The organism is Neiella holothuriorum (genome assembly GCF_019457915.1).
Classification (GTDB): Bacteria; Pseudomonadota; Gammaproteobacteria; order Enterobacterales; family Neiellaceae; genus Neiella; species Neiella holothuriorum.
In genome coordinates this window covers 79,603-96,964 of record NZ_JAHZSS010000018.1, presented here as the reverse complement: position 1 = coordinate 96,964, position 17,362 = coordinate 79,603, and the positions used below count along the sequence as shown (strand labels likewise).

Annotated in this window: 17 protein-coding genes; 10 read left to right on the top strand and 7 right to left on the bottom strand. The window is 48.4% G+C overall.

Going from position 1 to position 17,362, the window contains the following annotated elements:
* Positions 1 to 51: 51 nt before the first annotated feature.
* Positions 52 to 645 carry a Tn3 family transposase gene (locus K0504_RS13935; protein ID WP_000107352.1) on the bottom strand — a complete coding sequence of 198 codons (594 nt, stop codon included), beginning with the start codon at positions 643 to 645 and terminating at the stop codon, positions 52 to 54.
* 283 nt (positions 646 to 928) lie between these two features.
* Here K0504_RS13935 and umuC point away from each other — a divergent pair, with 283 nt between their 5' ends.
* Positions 929 to 2,101 carry a translesion error-prone DNA polymerase V subunit UmuC gene (gene umuC, locus K0504_RS13930; RefSeq protein ID WP_404823010.1) on the top strand — a complete coding sequence of 391 codons (1,173 nt, stop codon included), beginning with the start codon at positions 929 to 931 and terminating at the stop codon, positions 2,099 to 2,101.
* Between the two features lie 10 nt (positions 2,102 to 2,111).
* On the opposite strand, the gene mobI is transcribed toward umuC, so the two are convergent.
* On the bottom strand, positions 2,112 to 2,537 hold the full coding sequence (gene mobI, locus K0504_RS13925) for a conjugative transfer protein MobI(A/C) (RefSeq protein ID WP_008845657.1): 426 nt from the start codon (positions 2,535 to 2,537) through the stop codon (positions 2,112 to 2,114).
* A gap of 482 nt (positions 2,538 to 3,019) precedes the next feature.
* On the opposite strand from mobI, the gene K0504_RS13920 reads away from it, so the two are divergent.
* Genes K0504_RS13920 through K0504_RS13910 form a run of 3 tightly spaced genes read left to right on the top strand, consistent with a single transcriptional unit; the run spans position 3,020 to position 5,509 of the window.
* A complete protein-coding gene (locus K0504_RS13920; RefSeq protein ID WP_008845654.1) occupies positions 3,020 to 3,994 on the top strand; it encodes a ParM/StbA family protein in 975 nt (324 codons plus the stop codon).
* A gap of 2 nt (positions 3,995 to 3,996) precedes the next feature.
* Entirely contained in the window at positions 3,997 to 4,266 is a 270-nt protein-coding gene (locus K0504_RS13915) for a hypothetical protein (protein ID WP_040523228.1), read from the top strand.
* Between the two features lies 1 nt (position 4,267).
* Positions 4,268 to 5,509: a tyrosine-type recombinase/integrase gene (locus tag K0504_RS13910; protein ID WP_008845652.1), complete on the top strand. Its 1,242-nt coding sequence runs from the start codon at positions 4,268 to 4,270 to the stop codon at positions 5,507 to 5,509.
* A 16-nt stretch (positions 5,510 to 5,525) separates the two neighbouring features.
* Here the strand turns inward: K0504_RS13910 and K0504_RS13905 are convergent, their stop codons facing one another.
* The 4 genes from K0504_RS13905 to K0504_RS13890 form a co-directional block, all read right to left on the bottom strand.
* Entirely contained in the window at positions 5,526 to 5,720 is a 195-nt protein-coding gene (locus tag K0504_RS13905) for a helix-turn-helix transcriptional regulator (protein WP_040523226.1), read from the bottom strand.
* An 827-nt stretch (positions 5,721 to 6,547) separates the two neighbouring features.
* Complete coding sequence (locus tag K0504_RS13900) at positions 6,548 to 7,240, bottom strand: cytochrome c biogenesis CcdA family protein (protein WP_220104762.1); 693 nt, start codon at positions 7,238 to 7,240, stop codon at positions 6,548 to 6,550.
* A complete protein-coding gene (locus tag K0504_RS13895; protein WP_220104761.1) occupies positions 7,240 to 7,620 on the bottom strand; it encodes a thioredoxin family protein in 381 nt (126 codons plus the stop codon). Before K0504_RS13895 ends, K0504_RS13900 begins: the two co-directional genes overlap by 1 nt.
* 263 nt (positions 7,621 to 7,883) lie before the next feature.
* A complete protein-coding gene (locus K0504_RS13890) occupies positions 7,884 to 8,645 on the bottom strand; it encodes a hydratase (protein WP_220104760.1) in 762 nt (253 codons plus the stop codon).
* A 144-nt stretch (positions 8,646 to 8,789) separates the two neighbouring features.
* On the opposite strand from K0504_RS13890, the gene K0504_RS13885 reads away from it, so the two are divergent.
* The 3 genes from K0504_RS13885 (at position 8,790) to K0504_RS13875 (ending at position 11,623) form a co-directional block, all read left to right on the top strand.
* Positions 8,790 to 9,743: a TraB/GumN family protein gene (locus K0504_RS13885; protein WP_220104759.1), complete on the top strand. Its 954-nt coding sequence runs from the start codon at positions 8,790 to 8,792 to the stop codon at positions 9,741 to 9,743.
* Between the two features lie 38 nt (positions 9,744 to 9,781).
* A complete protein-coding gene (gene smrA, locus K0504_RS13880; RefSeq protein WP_220104758.1) occupies positions 9,782 to 10,357 on the top strand; it encodes a DNA endonuclease SmrA in 576 nt (191 codons plus the stop codon).
* A gap of 168 nt (positions 10,358 to 10,525) precedes the next feature.
* Positions 10,526 to 11,623, top strand: coding sequence for a ketoacyl-ACP synthase III (locus K0504_RS13875; RefSeq protein WP_220104757.1), 1,098 nt, complete (start codon positions 10,526 to 10,528; stop codon positions 11,621 to 11,623).
* 61 nt (positions 11,624 to 11,684) lie between these two features.
* On the opposite strand, the gene metE is transcribed toward K0504_RS13875, so the two are convergent.
* Positions 11,685 to 13,976, bottom strand: coding sequence for a 5-methyltetrahydropteroyltriglutamate--homocysteine S-methyltransferase (metE, locus tag K0504_RS13870; protein ID WP_220104756.1), 2,292 nt, complete (start codon positions 13,974 to 13,976; stop codon positions 11,685 to 11,687).
* A 118-nt stretch (positions 13,977 to 14,094) separates the two neighbouring features.
* Here metE and K0504_RS13865 point away from each other — a divergent pair, with 118 nt between their 5' ends.
* From K0504_RS13865 to K0504_RS13855, 3 genes are all read left to right on the top strand, one after another.
* Positions 14,095 to 15,006, top strand: a complete 912-nt coding sequence (locus K0504_RS13865) for a LysR family transcriptional regulator (protein ID WP_220104755.1) — start codon at positions 14,095 to 14,097, stop codon at positions 15,004 to 15,006.
* Between the two features lie 71 nt (positions 15,007 to 15,077).
* Positions 15,078 to 16,073 (top strand): LacI family DNA-binding transcriptional regulator, encoded by a 996-nt coding sequence (locus tag K0504_RS13860; protein WP_220104754.1) that lies wholly within the window; start codon positions 15,078 to 15,080, stop codon positions 16,071 to 16,073.
* Between the two features lie 195 nt (positions 16,074 to 16,268).
* Positions 16,269 to 17,285, top strand: a complete 1,017-nt coding sequence (locus tag K0504_RS13855) for a LacI family DNA-binding transcriptional regulator (protein ID WP_220104753.1) — start codon at positions 16,269 to 16,271, stop codon at positions 17,283 to 17,285.
* The last annotated feature ends 77 nt before the right edge of the window (positions 17,286 to 17,362 follow it).

The following is a 17,362-nucleotide window of genomic DNA, read 5'->3' as shown; positions in this document are numbered from 1 at the left end:
ACCCACCTCCGCAGCCATTTATTGGTGTGGTCTACAGAGGATTAAGTCTTTTTAGAGGGGAAAATCCCTAGAACCCCATTGTGATACTTGGTAATCATTCCCCCCACGAAATTTATTGCCATTAACTGAAGTAATAGCACGTTTTAACTGATGGTATGCTTCACCTCTGTTCAAGGCTTGCTGGACGTAATGACGCAACGTTGAATTATCAACATACTCCAAAACATAAATAGATTTAATTAAACGGTCGTACTCATGCAATGCTGACAATCTTCGGCTCTTGCCGTTACTCAACTTTCTAATGATTGTGCTTTGAGTGGTGGTTTTACGACTCAATGAACAAACAATATGCTGAATATTGTCCCATTCTTCAGCAATTAGCTTATGATTAATATCTTTCTTTAATTGAATACGGCCTCCGTTCTCTTCAGTCACTTCAAATAGCTCAAAAAACACCTTTTTCATTTTCGCGTATCGAGGGGCGAATGTGTAACCAAAGAAATCTAATATAGCGAAGTTAACATTATTGGTACCATGCGTATCGGTCGATAAGGTATTAGGCTGTATATCTGAAGAGTTGTTATAGAGTAAGTCAAAAGCAAAGTGACCTTCATATTCGTTAGCGCCAATGACTTGCGTACTCACCGGAACATGACGTGGTCAACCAAAATTGACCAACCCAGTTAAGCTACTTTTTTCAATTTCTTCATGTCCGCCTCATATTGATTTGAAATTTCCATACTTTATCTAATTCATGTTTTTCTAAATTAGCTAAAATGCAACTCAGAAATGTCCAGAAGTGAGTTGTGTGGTGTCGAGTGGAGATTGTACGATTAAGCCCCTAAGTAATTAGTCCGTCAGTCTCCCTCGGTAATCAAATTAGTACATCTTAGCGATCAAATTGGTAAAAAATTAGACATGTAGATGAATGCCCACCTTAAAAAATAGACAGCGGGTTGGGCTGGGTGATTTTTCTGGTGTTAGACGCCAGCAACCCATGCGGCAGAATGGTTGCTCACTTACTCGTCTATTTTTAGCGGGAATTCTTAGCCAACTGTACGCGCTGTATGCAGATTTAAGCAGTCGAGTGATGCGCACTTTGGAGGAGATGGCACCACGAGTAGAGGTTTACTCTATTGACGAAGCGTTTTTGGATTTAACCGGTATTGAGTCTGCCATATCTCTTGTCGAGTTCGGACAACAAGTGCGAGAGCGCATAGGCCACTGGATTGGGATCACCGTCTGTGTAGGCATTGCACCGACTAAAACACTCGCCAAACTGGCTAACCATGCCGCCAAAAAATATCCAGCTACTCAGGGGGTTGTAGACCTGACCAATCCAGATCGGCAACGTCGATTGCTCGCATTAGTCCCGGTTGATGATGTTTGGGGCGTTGGTAGACGGCTTTCTAAGCGTTTAAATGCGTTGGGTATCACCACAGCCTTAGATCTCGCCAATGCCTCTCCTAGAGCCATCAGAGACCAGTTTTCAGAGGTTTTAGAAAGAACCGTCAGAGAGCTCAATGGTGAGTCGTGCATTGAACTTGAAGAGATCCCGCCAACTAAGAAGCAAATCGTCTGTAGCCGTTCATTTGGCGTAAAAGTGACGCACTTTGAATTTTTAAGTGAAGCCGTATGCGAATACGCAACCCGCGCCACTGAGAAACTTCGCAAAGAACAGCAGCAAGCCAAAGTGCTGACCGTGTTCATACGTACCAGCCCCTTTAAGGACAACGAGCCGCAGTACAGCAACTCTGCATCGGGTGAATTGCTAATCCCCAGTTGCGACACGCGGGATTTTATCGAGCTGGCCAATCACTTACTCAAGCGGATATGGAAGGATGGTTTTCGTTATGCCAAAGCGGGCGTCATGCTGTCTGACTTTTACGATCCTGGCATGTTTCAGCCAGGACTATTCGATGACGTATCGATCCGCTCTAATAGCCAACAGTTAATGTCTGTATTGGACACCATTAACCAAAGTGGTGCCGGAAAGGTTTTCTTTGCTGGACAAGGTACGAAGAAAGATTGGTCGATGAAGCGAGAGCATTTATCTCCCGCTTATACAACACGCTGGGACCAGTTGCCGCGAGTGAAGTAGCGCCGAGAATTCAGTAGGCATTCACTCTGCGACGCAGCATGTTGAGCTTATCAACCTGGCGTCGAATATCACTGAAAAATTCCTCTTTCTCCATGGCCAGCGCTAACTCCCATTCTTTGGCCAAACCTTGGCAGTCCAAAAATGAGTATCTCAGCTTCGTCTTTGAGATACGCAGTCCTTTACTAAAGACTACGCGCTTGCCTCGTTGACCGTGAAAGCTGTTGATGTACCACTCAATGCCAAAGCCATACTTAAAGTCTCTGATACGGACACCAAGCAGCCCCCAATCTTTAAATGGCTCATTTTCACGAACCTTGTAATGGGTAACCCAAAAGTCATCAACTTCAGCTCGTGCCAGCGCTTTTAGCCTGTCCGTTTCTTGCTGAAGTAAATCTGATATCTCTGCTTTCCATTGTTCATTGACGATTTCTACCAAACCAATTTCCCCATCCAATTAACCCCAAAAGCCAAAACCACTATCCGTTTGGCTTTTGGATCGAAACGCCAAACGTAAAACTGCCGTAACAATCGCTGTTTGGCGTCTCGATATAAATCAACTCGCGCAATCCCATACCTGACAAGGGATGCAGCCCGATTTCACTTAAAAACGCCTGAAAAGACGTATCGTCATGAAGATACAAACCGTTTGGCGAGTTCAGGCCAGAAGGCAAACGACGTTTGGCGTCTCGATTTTTTTGGCTTAGTCATCCGCCGCCAAACAGAGCCTATTCTCATACTTTTGCGAAAATGCAATAGGCAGATAGATGAAAGGATTTGTCACCTTTCTGCCCACCGCCAGTGCACCGAATCCTGATAATGACATTTGAGTGAACCGCCAGAGCACTTGGAAATGCCCAAGCGTGACCTGAGCGGTTAGTTGAAAACCGTTAGAGCACTTTGAGTGCACAGGAGATAAGTATGTTTGTACTAGGCGTAGATATCGGTTACTCGAACCTGAAGCTGGCAATTGGCCAATCAGGCAGTGAACCGAAAACTATTATTCTGCCTGCGGGGGCCGGTCCTGCGGATCGTATGCCGGAGCGTATCGGTGGAGGCGATGATGAAACTTGTTTGTATGTGTCTGTCGAGAATGAGCGTTGGGCCGCTGGTGTGCCTGCTGGACGCCTTCAAGGTTGGGAACGGGAGCTTCACCCAGAATATCCCACCACAAAAACCTATAAGGCGCTTTTTCATGCCGCCTTGTTAATGGCTGAAACAGAATCCATCGATTTGGTTGTCACTGGATTACCGGTTTCCCAGTTTCATGAACCACAACGTAAGTCAGACCTTGTGAAGCGTTTAAAAGGTATTCATCAAGTAACGCCTAAGCGCAGCATCACCGTTCATGACGTCAAAGTGCTGCCGCAGCCTGCCGGTGCCTATATGGATCTGGTTCAAACAGGTGGAGATTTGGGCTTGATTGAAGAAGGTCGCGTCGTCGTCATAGATCCAGGCTTTTTTTCTGTTGACTGGGTTGCCCTTGAGGCCGGAGAAATTCGCTACAGCTCATCAGGAACCAGTCTTCAGGCAATGTCCGTGCTACTGGAAACCATTGATAAGCTGATTTCGGAAGATCATGGTGCCAAAGTGGGTATGGATCGACTTGAAAAAGCCATGAGAACCGGCGACTTGCAGGTGCTGCTATTTGGAGAAAAAGTCGATATTTCACCTTATCTGAATGCTGCAATGAAAAAGGTAGCGCCTGTTGCTCTTACAGCCATGCGCCAATCTATGCGCGACGAAAGCATCAATGCGGACTTGGTATTGATCGCCGGAGGTGGAGCCTTGGCTTATAAGGAAGCGGCCAAGGAGATTTTTTCACGAAGCAAGATCATCGTGCCGGAACAGTCTGTTTTGGCGAACGTCCGAGGCTTCTGGTTTTATGGGGCCTGATTATGAGAGTTGTCGTCAACATTCCCCCAGGGAGCCACCCTGAACTACTCAAAGAATTGGAAAAGACGCCGCCACGGGAACGCGCTGAGCGTCTGCGGATGCTGGCCACCTTTGGGTTAATTCACATGAGCCAACCCAATCTATCCACGACATCTGCACCGGTGGATGGCCATGCACCAGATGGTGAAGTGACTTCTATGAGTACAGCGCCAGAACCCAAAGCAGAATCACGTAAACAATCATTAAAATCAAAACTAGGGCTGGGCTTATAACATGGCGTTATCAGTTAGCTGGCTCGATGCCAGGTTAAATAAAGAAGCAAAAGAAACCGTAGTAAAAGCCGACCGAGATGGGCTAAGTGCTCGGGTATCACCCAAGGGCAAAATTGTTTTTCAGTTTCGTTATCGTTTCGATGGCAAGCAACAACGGGTAGACATAGGTACTTACCCACTTATGAAGCTTGCTGAAGCCAGGAATGAGCTAGATAGGTTAAGGGCAGTACTTGATCAAGGCCGAAACCCCAAGCTCTACCTACAGCAAGAACGGGCCAAGTATTCTGCCAATCAAAGCTTCGAATCGATTTTTCGAGACTGGATAGACTCTGCCGGTAAGCAAGGGCTAAAGGAGAAAACGTGGCACTACCAAAAACGCAGCAGTGAAATATATTTGCTGCCCCGACTTGGTAAGTACCCATTAACTGACATCAATGAATTGTCCTTAAGAAACTGTCTTCGTGAGGTTTCGGAAGCGTCTCCGTCAAACACAGAACGTCTAGTGTCTGTGCTGCATAAGTTTTATGACTGGCTGATAGATGAACAGATTTTGGAAATTAACGCTGCCGCTGGGATCACTGCAAAGAAGGTCGGCGGTAAGAAAGGCAAACGAACTCGGGTGCTAAATGACAACGAGATCAGGATACTTTGGCGCTATTTGCATGAGTCAAAAATCACTGAGAAGAATCGCATCTACATAAAACTGCTTCTCTTATTGGGAGGGCGCAAGGGCGAACTCATTCAAGCTGAAAAGCATCACTTTGACTTGCAATCTGCAATGTGGACAGTGCCCATAGAGATCCGCAAACAAGGTGAGAAAATTGGAGCGCCGATCATGCGGCCATTGATTAAGCCAGCTATTGAGCTGATTGAACTAGCGATGCAGATGAGCAAATCAACTTACTTGTTTCCCGCGAACGGACAAGAAGAGCTTGCCACAAATGGCTTTGATACCACTATTCCTAACAATGTGAAAATCTGGGCTCGCAGATCGCTTAGTGTTGAGATGGAACATTGGTCTATGCATGATCTTCGCAGAACGATGCGAACGCGAATGTCAGCCATCACCACGCAAGAAGTTGCCGAGTTGATGATTGGCCACAGCAAAAAAGGGTTGGATGCTATCTACAACCAATATCAGTACCTGGATGAAATGCGTCATGCTTACGACGTTTGGTATCAACAGCTAGAGACCATCATCGAGCCGACAGGCTTTTCATTCAACTGGCGTTTCGGACAATAAAATAAAAGAAAGAGGCTCAGTCCTCTTTCTTCTCATACTCCTCCAAGTCTTCAATGTGCCACAGCTTGTTTCGTGTATTTCGGTTGATGCGAGGTTGCGGCAAGCTGCCATCTTTTATTCTTCGCCAGAGCGTCGTATAGCTAATGTGGTAACGAGCCATCACTTCGTAAGATGTTAGAAAAGGGGTTGCCTGGTGCGCTACTGCTGTCATCTGCATTCTCCTGAAAATCAATGTAAAGCTATCATCGCCTGATTCATCACTAGTTGATGGTCAGAAAGATGCATGATTTGTTCAGAAGATCAGCCTTATCAAAACACAAATGTTGCTATTAGGTACTTTTCAGCTCAAACCTATGAATAACAAGGGCTACAAGGCGGTTTGTGTCATGAATAGCAATCAACATGCCTAACGAGAAAAATTTGTACACACTGTTTGTACACTCGCAACGATGACACATCAAAAACCACAATGACGAACCCTTTAAATTCATAAGCTTACAAACATAAAACTAGAGATGATCGCATTTATTCCGCTTTTGTAATGTCGAAACCAAAGTACCAAAAGCAGAAGGCACTTTCTTCATCAAACCCAGTAACCACAAGGCCTACAGCCAGATTTGTGTCATGGAATTTTCGCCAAAGGCCTCTAAAACGGAATTTGTACTCAAGTTTGTACACACTTTCCGAGGTTACGCTTGAACATCATTGAAAAGCAAAGAAACGAGAAAAAGACAAAAAGCCTTTAAATTCAGTACGTAGAGATGTGATTGTGGTGTGCAATGAAAGGTGGTTTTAAGCGTTGAAAGGCTGGGCGGCATCAGGGTGCGAGATAATGGCGAAGGTTCGGCGCTTCGACACTTCCTCTAGGAATGCTAAATCAGACATAAAATGAATACGTTACGAGTTAGGTACGAATCGCTACTTAGGGATCCGCACTGAGCTTGGAAAAATTGGCGTGCATTGTAGCAAATATTGGATAGAAAAGGGGATTTGCCGAGCCAGACGATAGCAGCGGCGCTACTGCGCCACTGCCACAGGTTAAATGGAGGTGATCCAGTCGGGCAAAATTTCTATCGCCAACATTTCTAGGTGACGATCAAAGTCAGTCAAAATAACCACCGCCAATAAGATTAAAGTAACCCCAAGCAAGTTTTTACCCCAGCTTGAAGCGCCTTTAAGACGATTCACTTTAAGCCCTGAAAAGTACCCTATCAGTACCAATGGAATGGCCGTACCAATACCAAATGACAGCATCACTAAGAACGCCATAACCAGACTGTCACCAGTGGAAGCCAACGCAATGGCGGTACCCAGCGTTGGTCCAACACAAGGCAACCATACCAAGCCCAACGAAGCACCAATCACAAACTGGGCACCAGAGCCCGAGCCAGTAATTTGGGTTTGCCCAAAGCGCCCAACCAACAACGATAACCAATAGGACAAACGCTGGTTAAGCGCAGGAATTAACAGCACAGTGCCCATGACTAACATCAAACCGACTGAAAAATGGCGTAGCAATTCAGTCGACAAACCAAAACTCAGTAAAGCAAACGTCAGCACCGTACCGGCTAACGCAAAAGCCACACTGATCCCTAACGCCAATGCAATGACCCCGATTTTAGAGGCTTGCATTGAAGAGGCGGTTACCGCGGGAATCATCGGCAACACACACGGTGACAACAAACTCAACAGGCCGGCGAAAAACGCCAACGGAATGGCCGTTACCTCCATTACAGCGCCTCTGCTTTTGCCAGCTCTTGGAAAATCACATCGCGACGAGTTTCCGCCACACTAAACCACAGAACTTCTTTGCCTTTAAACAGTAACAAGGTGGATTGGCGAGGCGCTTTGAAATATTTGACCCATTTCTTTTGTTTATCAAAATCAACTTCTAGTAGGGTGATTTTCGACGCTGGGTTATCCGCAAAATAAGCCTTTAAGATTTTGGCTTGTTTGGCACAGGTTGGACACCAGTCGGCCTTAATATCGACCAACACGGCTTGGTTATCGGCGAGCAACTGATTAAATTTGGCTTCGGAAATTCGTTCTGCTGCTTGCGTGCCGAAGCTTAAGCAGCAAAGAGCAATGACAGATAAGAGAAATTTTTTCACGGTTCACAGTCCTTCTTTAATTCGGAAATAACGCCTGCGTCAAAGCAAGCTCACCTTGAACAAGACATGGCTGCGCGGTCGAATATTTCAGACACCCTCATAAAATATCCATGTCAGTTGCAACAAATTGTTTCAGCAACAGGCGAAGCCACTGACCTACTTGGGCTAACGCCCCAATCGCAACCGAAACAAGAAACAAATAAAGGCCATAAAAAAAGCCCAACACACTTCAATGTGTTGGGCTTTCCTGTGCGCTGTGTAATTTAGCTTAACGCTTTAAAACTCACTTGGTATTCGCCTAAACCGGCATATTGAATCCGTGTTGGGCAATCAAACGCCACATCAACAATGCCGCAATACGAGCCAGTGATCATCGCTTCTCCGGCAGTAAAGCTCTGACCCCGTTTGGTCATAAAATTAATAAACCAGTACAAGGGATTTTGTGGCAACGTGTTGGGGTGCTTACCATCGAAGTGCTGTACGGTGTCGCCTTGGCGAACATCAATGCTAACTTCGGCGGCCAAATATGCCGCGGCTTTATCAATTTGTGGGCCAATGAATAATCCCTGATTCACCATGCCGTCAGCCAACCGCTCAAAGTACTCCGCATCACTATCTTCGGCAAAACGGAACTGCATTAGCTCCAATGCCATATGGCATGAGCCAATGGCAGCATCAATTTCGTCATCACTGTAACCTTCAGCTTTTGCCGGTAAGTCTTGCGCCAGTACAAAGGCAATTTCAGGTTCAATACGAGCAAGGCCATTGTCGGCAAATAACGTCACGACGTCTCCCGACTGCACCGTATCAGCAAAAATAGGTGCGGCATTAATGTTGCCATCAGCCAAAGGGCGTAGGCATTTCCAGCCACCAGCAGGGCCTTTTACAGCCAACATCGCCTGATGAATAGCCAGCGACTCATCAATGGAAGAGGGGCGTATTTCTTCTGCCAAGCGAGGCGCATTGGCGCTCGCGTTGCGGTTTGACAGCAAAACCTTGGCCGCTTGTTCAAATGAAGTCGTCATGATTATGTCCTATGTTTTTTGGTCACCGGAAGGATACTCCGCTCGCGCCATGAACGAAAGCTGAAGCTAGCGTAAATCCAGCCATTGAAACCAAAGCCATTGGTCAGCTAAGCTAATCCTCTACTTTTATTGCTGGCCTGCCTCATGTTGCTGTTTTCCCGCCTGAATCATTTTCGCTCTGTTGTTCTGATCATCGCTCTTGTGACGGGCATTGGCCGAGCTTCGGCTTCCGGTGCCGCACCTGCTTTGTATTTGGCCGAAAAAGGCGCTCTGCAAATCTACTTATTGGGCAGTATTCATGCGGGCCGTGATAATTTTTACCCGCTAGCCGATCACATTCAGCAGGCATTTTCTAATAGTGACGAACTCTTGCTAGAGCTAGCGCCGAATCAAATGACTCCAGAGTTGCTCCAGCAAGCCATGCTTAAATATGGTGTGCTGGCGAAACCAAAACCGCTACCACAGCGCATGTCTGCAGAGCTTTACCAACATGTCGAAAAAGTCATGACCGATGCCCGCCTGCCTGCGCACCAACTGATCTTTATGCGCGACTGGGCGGTACTGATTCAGCTGACCATGGCCACGATTAAGCAAATGGGGCTGGTTGCCGAACAAGGCATCGATCAACATTTTGCGCAGCGCGCCGAGCGCGCGGGTATGCCAATACGTGGTTTGGAAACACTCGATTTACAATTTTCGATACTAGCGTCGATGGATGAAGTCGGCCCCGAAGTGATGTATCAAGATTTCGTCAACGAACTACCGTTCGCCCAACAATGGTTATTGGCATTGGAGTCCGCATGGCGCCATGGTGATCCAAACACCCTTAATCGACTGTATCAAGAGTATGATGCCCGCCAAGATCAGGCTGAGTTTTTGCATCGCATGAACCGCGATCGTAACGTCAAATGGCGCGATCAATTGGTAAAACTGAATGCCGACAAAACCTATATGGTGGTGGTTGGCGACATGCATATTCATGCCAATGACAGCGTGCTCGACTACTTGGAGCAAGCCGGCTTTCGTATTTCAAAGCAGTTGCACGTTGCGGCAAAAACAAGGGTAGCAGCCCCCATTGAATCACCAACGACTCACTGAGTCGGCTCTTTTTTACTAACAATGCAGGAAAACACCCCATGCATGATGACGAACAATTTGCCAATTTTATCGAGGGTGTAAAACCGCTCGCCAATGCGGATACAATCCCCGATAAGCACCGCCAAATGGCACGCCAACAAGCCTTGGCTCGACAGCAATCCGCCACGGCTAGCCAAGCAAAAGACGACAACCCGCTAAGTGATGAGCAGGCCATTGAGCTTGTTGATCCGCTCGATATGTTGGAATTCCAACGCCCAGGCGTTCAGCATGGCGTGCTGAAAAAGCTTCGTTTAGGTCACTACCCAAGCGACATGAAGTTAGATCTACACGGCCATACCGTGGCAGAAGCACGCCAAGCCGTGCTGACATTCATTAACAAATGCCAAGCGCAACAGGCCCGTTCAGCCATCATCGTGCATGGTATGGGGTTAAAGGGAAATCCGCCGGCGAAGCTCAAAAGCTGTGTCAATCAGTGGCTCCGCCAGCTTCCCCAAGTCATGGCGTTTCATTCCTGCCAGAAAGCTGATGGCGGGCTCGGCGCTGTGTATGTACTCATCACCAAAAGTGCCATTGCCAAACAACACAATAGAGAGCGTTTTCAGCAGCGTCGATAGCGCACCAATGGCATTTGCGCGAGCGAATGTTTGGTTTTCTCGGTACGGCTCACGCCGGCGCCATTGTGAGTCACAATCAACCGAGCTAACTATTGAAGCAGGTTGCTGAACATGGCCTAATGACACGCAGTAACAATAACCTAAGGCTCATTGCTGAGGCGATATTGCATGACGTACGCAGAAATAACTGGCTGGGGTAAATGTCTACCACCAGCGGTTTTGACCAACGATGATCTGAGCACATTTCTCGATACCTCCGACGCTTGGATCCGCTCGCGCACCGGCATTCAACAGCGACGTATTGCCCACGTCGATACGAGCGATTTAGCAACCATTGCTGCCCAGCACGCACTAGCGGCGGCAGGGCTAGAAGCCAACGACATCGACATGGTGATCTTGGCAACCGCCAGCCCCGATACATTGATCCCATCGGCAGCAGCCAAAGTGGCGCAAAACTTAGCCATGGCCAAACCCGCGGTGTTAGATATTAACGCCGCCTGCACCGGCTTCTTATACAGCTTGCATGTTGCCACCGGGCTGGTACGCGCGGGTATGAACAAGAATGTATTGGTCATTGGCGCCGAACGATTGACCCATTATCTAGATTGGTCCAAACGCGATAGCTGTGTGTTATTTGGCGATGGCGCCGGTGCTGTGGTGGTATCCGCTAGCGAAAATCAAGCGGGCTTATTAGCGTCAACGCTGGGGAGTGATACCGAAGCGCGCGAAATTTTATATATTTCCGATTACGGCTCCGCTGCGGATCGTTTTGCCCAACCTGCCGGTATTTACGATTTGAATTTTGTCGGCCCAGAGATCTTCAAACGTGCCGTGACTGGTATGGGTGCCGCGGTTAATCAGGTGATGGCTGCCGCCGGATTAGACCCAGCCGATGTCGATTTTGTACTTCCGCACCAAGCCAATTTACGGATCATAGAATCATTGGCCAAGCGCCTAGGTGCCAGCGAAGAGCAAGTCCTCATTAACATTCAGAACTACGGTAATACATCGGCAGCAACAATCCCCATTGCTCTGTGTGAAGCCATGGAAGCAGGCCGTATTAAAGCTGGGGATAACATCATGAGCGCAGCCTTTGGCGCAGGTTTGACGTGGGGTGCGGGTTATATCAAATGGGGCCAGCGTGTTACGCCAATTAACACCTGCGATGCCACATTGCCTCCATGTGACAAAACCGCATTAGAGTTGCTGAGTAATGCCATTGAGCAATGCCGCTTGCACGGGCGCGGTGAGATGCTTCCCAAATAATTTTGTCCTTTCGATGACATTGCCAAACAAAACGCGCCGCTAACTAGCGGCGCGTTTTGTTTTACCTTGTGGCGAGCGGTTGTCGCACTGCTTTTGCTGCCGCCACCATATTGGCCAATGCCGCCTCGGTTTCAGGCCAGTCTCGAGTTTTTAAACCACAGTCTGGGTTCACCCAAATTTGCTCCAGTGGGAAGGTTTGCTTGGCCGTATTTAAATGGTCAGCCATGGTCTCCACATCAGGCACATTGGGCGAATGAATGTCATACAAGCCTAAGCCAATGGCATTGGGGTATTTAAATTCAGTAAAACTATCCAACAGCGTCATGCTCGAACGTGATGCTTCAATTGAAATTACATCGGCATCCAGCTTGGCAATAGCCTCAATCACATCATCGAACTCGCAATAACACATGTGGGTGTGGATCTGCGTCGTATCGGCAACGCCGTTAGCACTTAAGCAAAACGCATCAACCGCCCATTGCAAATACGCATCGCGATCGGCGTTGGTTAACGGTAGCCCTTCTCGTAGCGCCGGCTCATCGATCTGAATGATCTGAATTCCGGCATGCTCTAGGTCACTCACTTCATCCCGCACGGCTAACGCCAACTGCTGCGCGACATCTGAACGAGCAATGTCACTGCGCACAAAGCTCCAGTTCAGCAGCGTTACCGGGCCAGTCAACATGCCTTTTACCGGCTTGTCGGTCAGTGACTGGGCATACGAACTCCAACGCACGGTCATGGCATCCGGTCGAGAAACATCGCCGTAAATCAACGGCGGTTTCACACAGCGCGAACCGTAACTTTGTACCCAGCCGAATTGAGTGACAGCGACGCCTTTTAGCTGTTCGCCAAAATACTCCACCATGTCATTGCGCTCTGGTTCGCCGTGCACCAATACATCTAAATCCAATGCCTGCTGACGACGGACAACATCGGTGATCTCAGATTCAATGAACAGATCATAATCATGCTGTGACAACTCTCCGGCCTTAAAAGCTGCGCGCTGCTTGCGGATAGACGCCGTTTGCGGAAACGAACCAATGGTCGTTGTGGGTAATGTTGGCAGCCCTAAACTATCGGCTTGTTGCGCTTGGCGGGCGCTAAACTGGCTGCGACGCTGCAAGTGCTCTGGCAACACTGAATGGGTGCGTTGGCGTACGGATAAATCGATCACTCGACTAGACACACTGCGCTGATGCTGAACTTGATCCGAGTCGGTAAATAAAGCGCGATCGGTGAACGATTGACAGCCATTCAATGCACGCGTCAATGCCGCCACTTCACTCAATTTTTGGCGTGCAAAGGCCAGCCAGCCACGCAATTCGTCATCCAGCGAGGTTTCCACATCGCAATCAACTGGTACGTGCAACAATGAGCACGATGGCGCCAACCAAAGGTTGTCGCCTCGTTGCTCATGAAGCGGCTTCAATTGAGCTAATAATCGGCTTAAATCCGCTCGCCAAACATTGCGGCCATCAATGATACCCACTGACAACACCCGCTCTGCCGGCCAGCCAATAGCCACTGCGCGTAATTCATCAGCACCGCGTACGGCGTCGATATGCAACCCTGCAACCTGAGTTTGGCCAAGCCACTCAAGTTTATCGGCAACTTTGCCAAAATAATTGGCGAGTAAGATGCGGCCAGCATAATGCTCTGTTAATGCTTGGTAGCTGCTCACAAGCGCAGCTAACCACTCGGAGGGTAAGTCGAGCGATAGCACCGGCTCATCAATTTGAATCCAATCACAACCACGTTGCGCTAGCTGTGTGAGTAATTGCTGATACACCTTAAGCAAGGCGGGCAACAAGGTTAGTTTATCGAATTCGTTGTTAGCGCATTTGCTTAACCACAAAAAGCTAATCGGCCCGACCAGCACCGGCTTTACCGGCACCCCTTGCGACTGAGCTTCATCGACTTGCGCCAACAAAGGCGATTCAGCCAGTTGAAATACCTGCTGTTGATCAAGCTCTGGTACCAAGTAGTGATAGTTGGTATCGAACCATTTGGTCATTTCCAGCGCATCTGCATTACCGCCACAACAAGCACTCGCACCGCGCGCCATTGCAAAAAGCTGCGTCAGTTGATCGTCGTGGTGCTGATGTCGCGACGGCACCACACCAAACGTTTGAGAAAGTTGGGCAATATGATCGTACCAAGCAAAATCGCCTACAGGCACCAAGTCTAGCCCTGCTTGCTGCTGCCACTGCCACTGCAATTGACGCAATTGACTGCCGGTTTGCTCTAATGTTTGTTTTGACTGTTCGCCACGCCAATATGCTTCCAGCGCGCGTTTAAGTTCGCGCTTAGCGCCAACTCGAGGAAAACCTAAGTTATGTGAAAGTGCCATGTGTCACCCCAATTGAAAGTGGCCGTTTAGATGGCTAAAGTTTGACTTTCACCCGTACATGAATCAATCTCATAGTTTTCACGTTTATCTTGAATTTTTCACATGTAAGGCGGCAAGGATGATTGAGTTGAAGCACTTGAAGACGGTGCAAGCGTTAAAGCAAGCAGGCTCTGTCGCAGCGGCAGCGGATCTGCTGCATACCACGCAGTCAGCGTTATCCCACCAGTTAAAAGAGCTAGAACACCGACTCAGCCAGTCGGTTTTTGTTCGAAAAAGCAAGCCCTTACAATTGACCCAAGCCGGTGACGCATTGTTACGGTTAGCTGATCAGATCATGCCGTTACTATTGCAAACTGAAGCCCAGCTAAAACGCTGGAGTCAAGGCGACGGCGGCCGGTTACATATGGCGATTGAATGCCACAGTTGCTTCCAGTGGCTGTTTCCAGCATTAGATGAATACCGTCAACTTTGGCCTGATGTCGAAGTCGATTTTGCCAGTGGCTTTCATTTCGACGCGCTGCAAGCTCTCGCCGATGGCGAACTAGATTTAGTGATCACCTCCGATCCGATCGAGCAACCAGAGCTCGCCTATGTGCCATTATTTCGCTATCAAAATCGATTAGTGGTGGCGCCTGACAATCCGCTCACCAAGCTATCCCACATCAAAGCCCATGATCTGCTCGATACAACGTTAATCACTTACCCCGTGGATGCTAAACGGCTGACCATCTATCGAGACTTGCTTATCCCGGCAGGACTCGCCCCACGACAAGTGCGGCAAACGGAATTAACCCTCATGATGGTACAACTGGTGCTAAGTGGCCGCGGTGTTGCTTCGTTGCCTGAATGGGTGATTGCTGAATATGAACACAAAGCTCCTCTACGTTCGTTACCGTTTGAACCTGCGCTTTGGAGCACGCTCTACGCAGCCATCAGAACGCCTGCTACAGAAAGCTATATTCAATCATTTATTGACGTTGCCAAAGCCAGCTGCTTTGGCACCTTACACAATATTGTCCGAGCTGATTAGCCCCTTTGAAACCATCGCATTTAACTGAAAACTAGTGGATAATTGACCGCTTAAGGAAAGCGCGGATCATTATGGCAACCATCAAAGACGTATCAAAGCATGCTGGCGTGTCGCCGGCCACCGTTTCTCGGGTTCTTAACGGCTCAGAGTTAGTGGTGGAGAAAACACGAGTCAAAGTCATGGCCGCAGTTGAAGCACTAGGCTATCGACCCAATACCTTGGCTCGCGCTATGGCATCAGGACGTTCAGGCATTGTTGGTATGGTGGTGCCAGAAATGTGCTCACCGATTCATGCGCGTTTACTCGGCGAAGCTGAAGCCTTATTTCGCCAACACAAGATTCAACTCATTGGCGCTAGCGGCCACTGTGATCCAGCGCAAGAACAAGAAGCCATTGAATTTTTGCTGCAATGTCGCTGTGATGCCCTGATACTAATGGTTGAAGCCATTGATGATGGTTACCTCCAGCAACTCGCCAAACGTCAAGCGAATGTGGTGCTGATTAATCGCACCTTAGCAGGCTTCGATGCTCAGTGCGTGACACTCGACAATGTTGGCGGCAGCCAAACGGCAACAGCTCACCTAATCGCCAACGGTCATCAACGCATTGGCTATATTAGTGGCCCGCTAGCCAAGCAAGATGCACGCGATCGCCGCAGTGGTTTTGAGGCAGCGCTTGCCCAACATGGCTTAACGGCCGAGCCCGATTGGTTTGTTGAAGGTGACTTCACTGAAACTGGTGGCTACGAGGGCATGTCAGAGCTAGCCTCTGCGCAACTTTCAGCCATCTTTTGCGGTAATGATGAAATGGCATTTGGTGCCCTCGCGTACTGCCGCGAACACAATATTGCCGTACCCGAGCAGGTTTCCATTATGGGCTTTGATGATCTTCACTTTGCCCGATACACCTTCCCAGCGCTAACCACGATGGATTTTCCCGCTGGCGCGATGGCGATTGCGGCAACCCGCCATTTATTGCGAACCTGTTACCAAATCGACATACCCGCTCAACCGGAAATGGCCTACAAGCCATCTCTGGTAGTACGCGACTCGGTCCAACCCCGCTAATTTCGCCTATTCAACGGCGCTTTTGCAACGATCTGAATGTTTTGAAAATTTTCAATTGTTGGCGACAACGCCGCCGAAACTGTGAAAACGATTTCAGATCATATATATTAACAAGGCTAGTTGCGATATAGACATGACCTCACTATGGTGGTCGTGATTACATTTTCATAATAAATATATTTTCAGAGGGTTTTCATGGCCAAAGTCGGCATTAAGGACATAGCACGGATTGCCAATGTCTCCTTAGCAACGGTTTCCAGAACACTCAGAACGCCAGATTTGGTACAAGAAACGACTCGTCAGCGCGTGCTTGATGCCGTTGCGGCCTCTGGCTACAAGCCAAATCGCATGGGAATGAACCTGCGTACCCAGCGCACAGGCAATATCATGGCGATTATTCCTGATATCACCAACCCATTTAATGCCGGGTTAATTCGCGCAATTGAAGAAGCGGCCAGCAACCTCGGTTATGCCGTTCTGTTGGGTGATACTCAAAGTAGCCCCGAGCGAGAAAAGCAATACGTCGACTTAGTTGAAGCAGGGCAAGCCGATGGCATGCTGTACTTCTCGGGTCGCAATCCATTCGATTTCGATCCTGAGAAACCCATTGCCGAGCAGATCCCGACCATGGTCAACTCGAACGAAGAATTGGATTTTGATGGCATCGACAAAGTGATGCTCGACAATGTCCAAGCTGGCCGTGATGCGGTACAGCACTTACTCGATTTAGGGCATACCCGAATTGCAGCCATTACCGGCCCGCTCAATACCCAAAGTGCGCAAAGCCGGATGCAAGGCTATCAACAAGCGCTGCTCGATGCTGGTATTGAATTGGATGACAAGTTAGTCATTGAAGGTGATTACCAGATTGATTCAGGCGTTGAAGGCACCGAGCGCTTACTACGTTTGAAAACCCGCCCGACGGCCATTTTCTGCTTTAACGACGATATGGCTATCGGCGCAATTAACGTTTTGAAATCAAACGACTACCGCGTACCGGAAGACATGTCGGTGCTTGGCTTTGATGACATTTTATATTCAACCTATGTGCGCCCTGCACTCACCACCGTCGCTCAGCCTGTTGAAGAGATTGGCCGTATTTGTGCCGAAAAATTAATTGCTCGACTGCAAGGTGACGAGTCGCCACCGGAAAAGACTTTTGTCGCTCATAAACTCATTGTGCGAGAAAGTACCGGACCTGCGCCTAAGTAACATCGAGCCAGCTTCTCGTTCATTTAAGCAACATTAAAAAAGGCCCCGCAGGGCCTTTTTTTGTAGACGAATTTCAC

What these genes read in the sequence shown, in the direction of transcription:
- umuC (WP_404823010.1), top strand. Translation starts at nt 929, where the DNA reads ATGCCCACCTTAAAAAATAGACAGCGGGTTGGGCTGGGTGATTTTTCT.
- K0504_RS13920 (WP_008845654.1), top strand. Translation starts at nt 3,020, where the DNA reads ATGTTTGTACTAGGCGTAGATATCGGTTACTCGAACCTGAAGCTGGCA.
- K0504_RS13915 (WP_040523228.1), top strand. Translation starts at nt 3,997, where the DNA reads ATGAGAGTTGTCGTCAACATTCCCCCAGGGAGCCACCCTGAACTACTC.
- K0504_RS13910 (WP_008845652.1), top strand. Translation starts at nt 4,268, where the DNA reads ATGGCGTTATCAGTTAGCTGGCTCGATGCCAGGTTAAATAAAGAAGCA.
- K0504_RS13905 (WP_040523226.1), bottom strand. Translation starts at nt 5,720, where the DNA reads ATGACAGCAGTAGCGCACCAGGCAACCCCTTTTCTAACATCTTACGAA.
- K0504_RS13900 (WP_220104762.1), bottom strand. Translation starts at nt 7,240, where the DNA reads ATGGAGGTAACGGCCATTCCGTTGGCGTTTTTCGCCGGCCTGTTGAGT.
- K0504_RS13890 (WP_220104760.1), bottom strand. Translation starts at nt 8,645, where the DNA reads ATGACGACTTCATTTGAACAAGCGGCCAAGGTTTTGCTGTCAAACCGC.
- K0504_RS13885 (WP_220104759.1), top strand. Translation starts at nt 8,790, where the DNA reads ATGTTGCTGTTTTCCCGCCTGAATCATTTTCGCTCTGTTGTTCTGATC.
- smrA (WP_220104758.1), top strand. Translation starts at nt 9,782, where the DNA reads ATGCATGATGACGAACAATTTGCCAATTTTATCGAGGGTGTAAAACCG.
- K0504_RS13875 (WP_220104757.1), top strand. Translation starts at nt 10,526, where the DNA reads ATGACGTACGCAGAAATAACTGGCTGGGGTAAATGTCTACCACCAGCG.
- metE (WP_220104756.1), bottom strand. Translation starts at nt 13,976, where the DNA reads ATGGCACTTTCACATAACTTAGGTTTTCCTCGAGTTGGCGCTAAGCGC.
- K0504_RS13865 (WP_220104755.1), top strand. Translation starts at nt 14,095, where the DNA reads ATGATTGAGTTGAAGCACTTGAAGACGGTGCAAGCGTTAAAGCAAGCA.
- K0504_RS13860 (WP_220104754.1), top strand. Translation starts at nt 15,078, where the DNA reads ATGGCAACCATCAAAGACGTATCAAAGCATGCTGGCGTGTCGCCGGCC.
- K0504_RS13855 (WP_220104753.1), top strand. Translation starts at nt 16,269, where the DNA reads ATGGCCAAAGTCGGCATTAAGGACATAGCACGGATTGCCAATGTCTCC.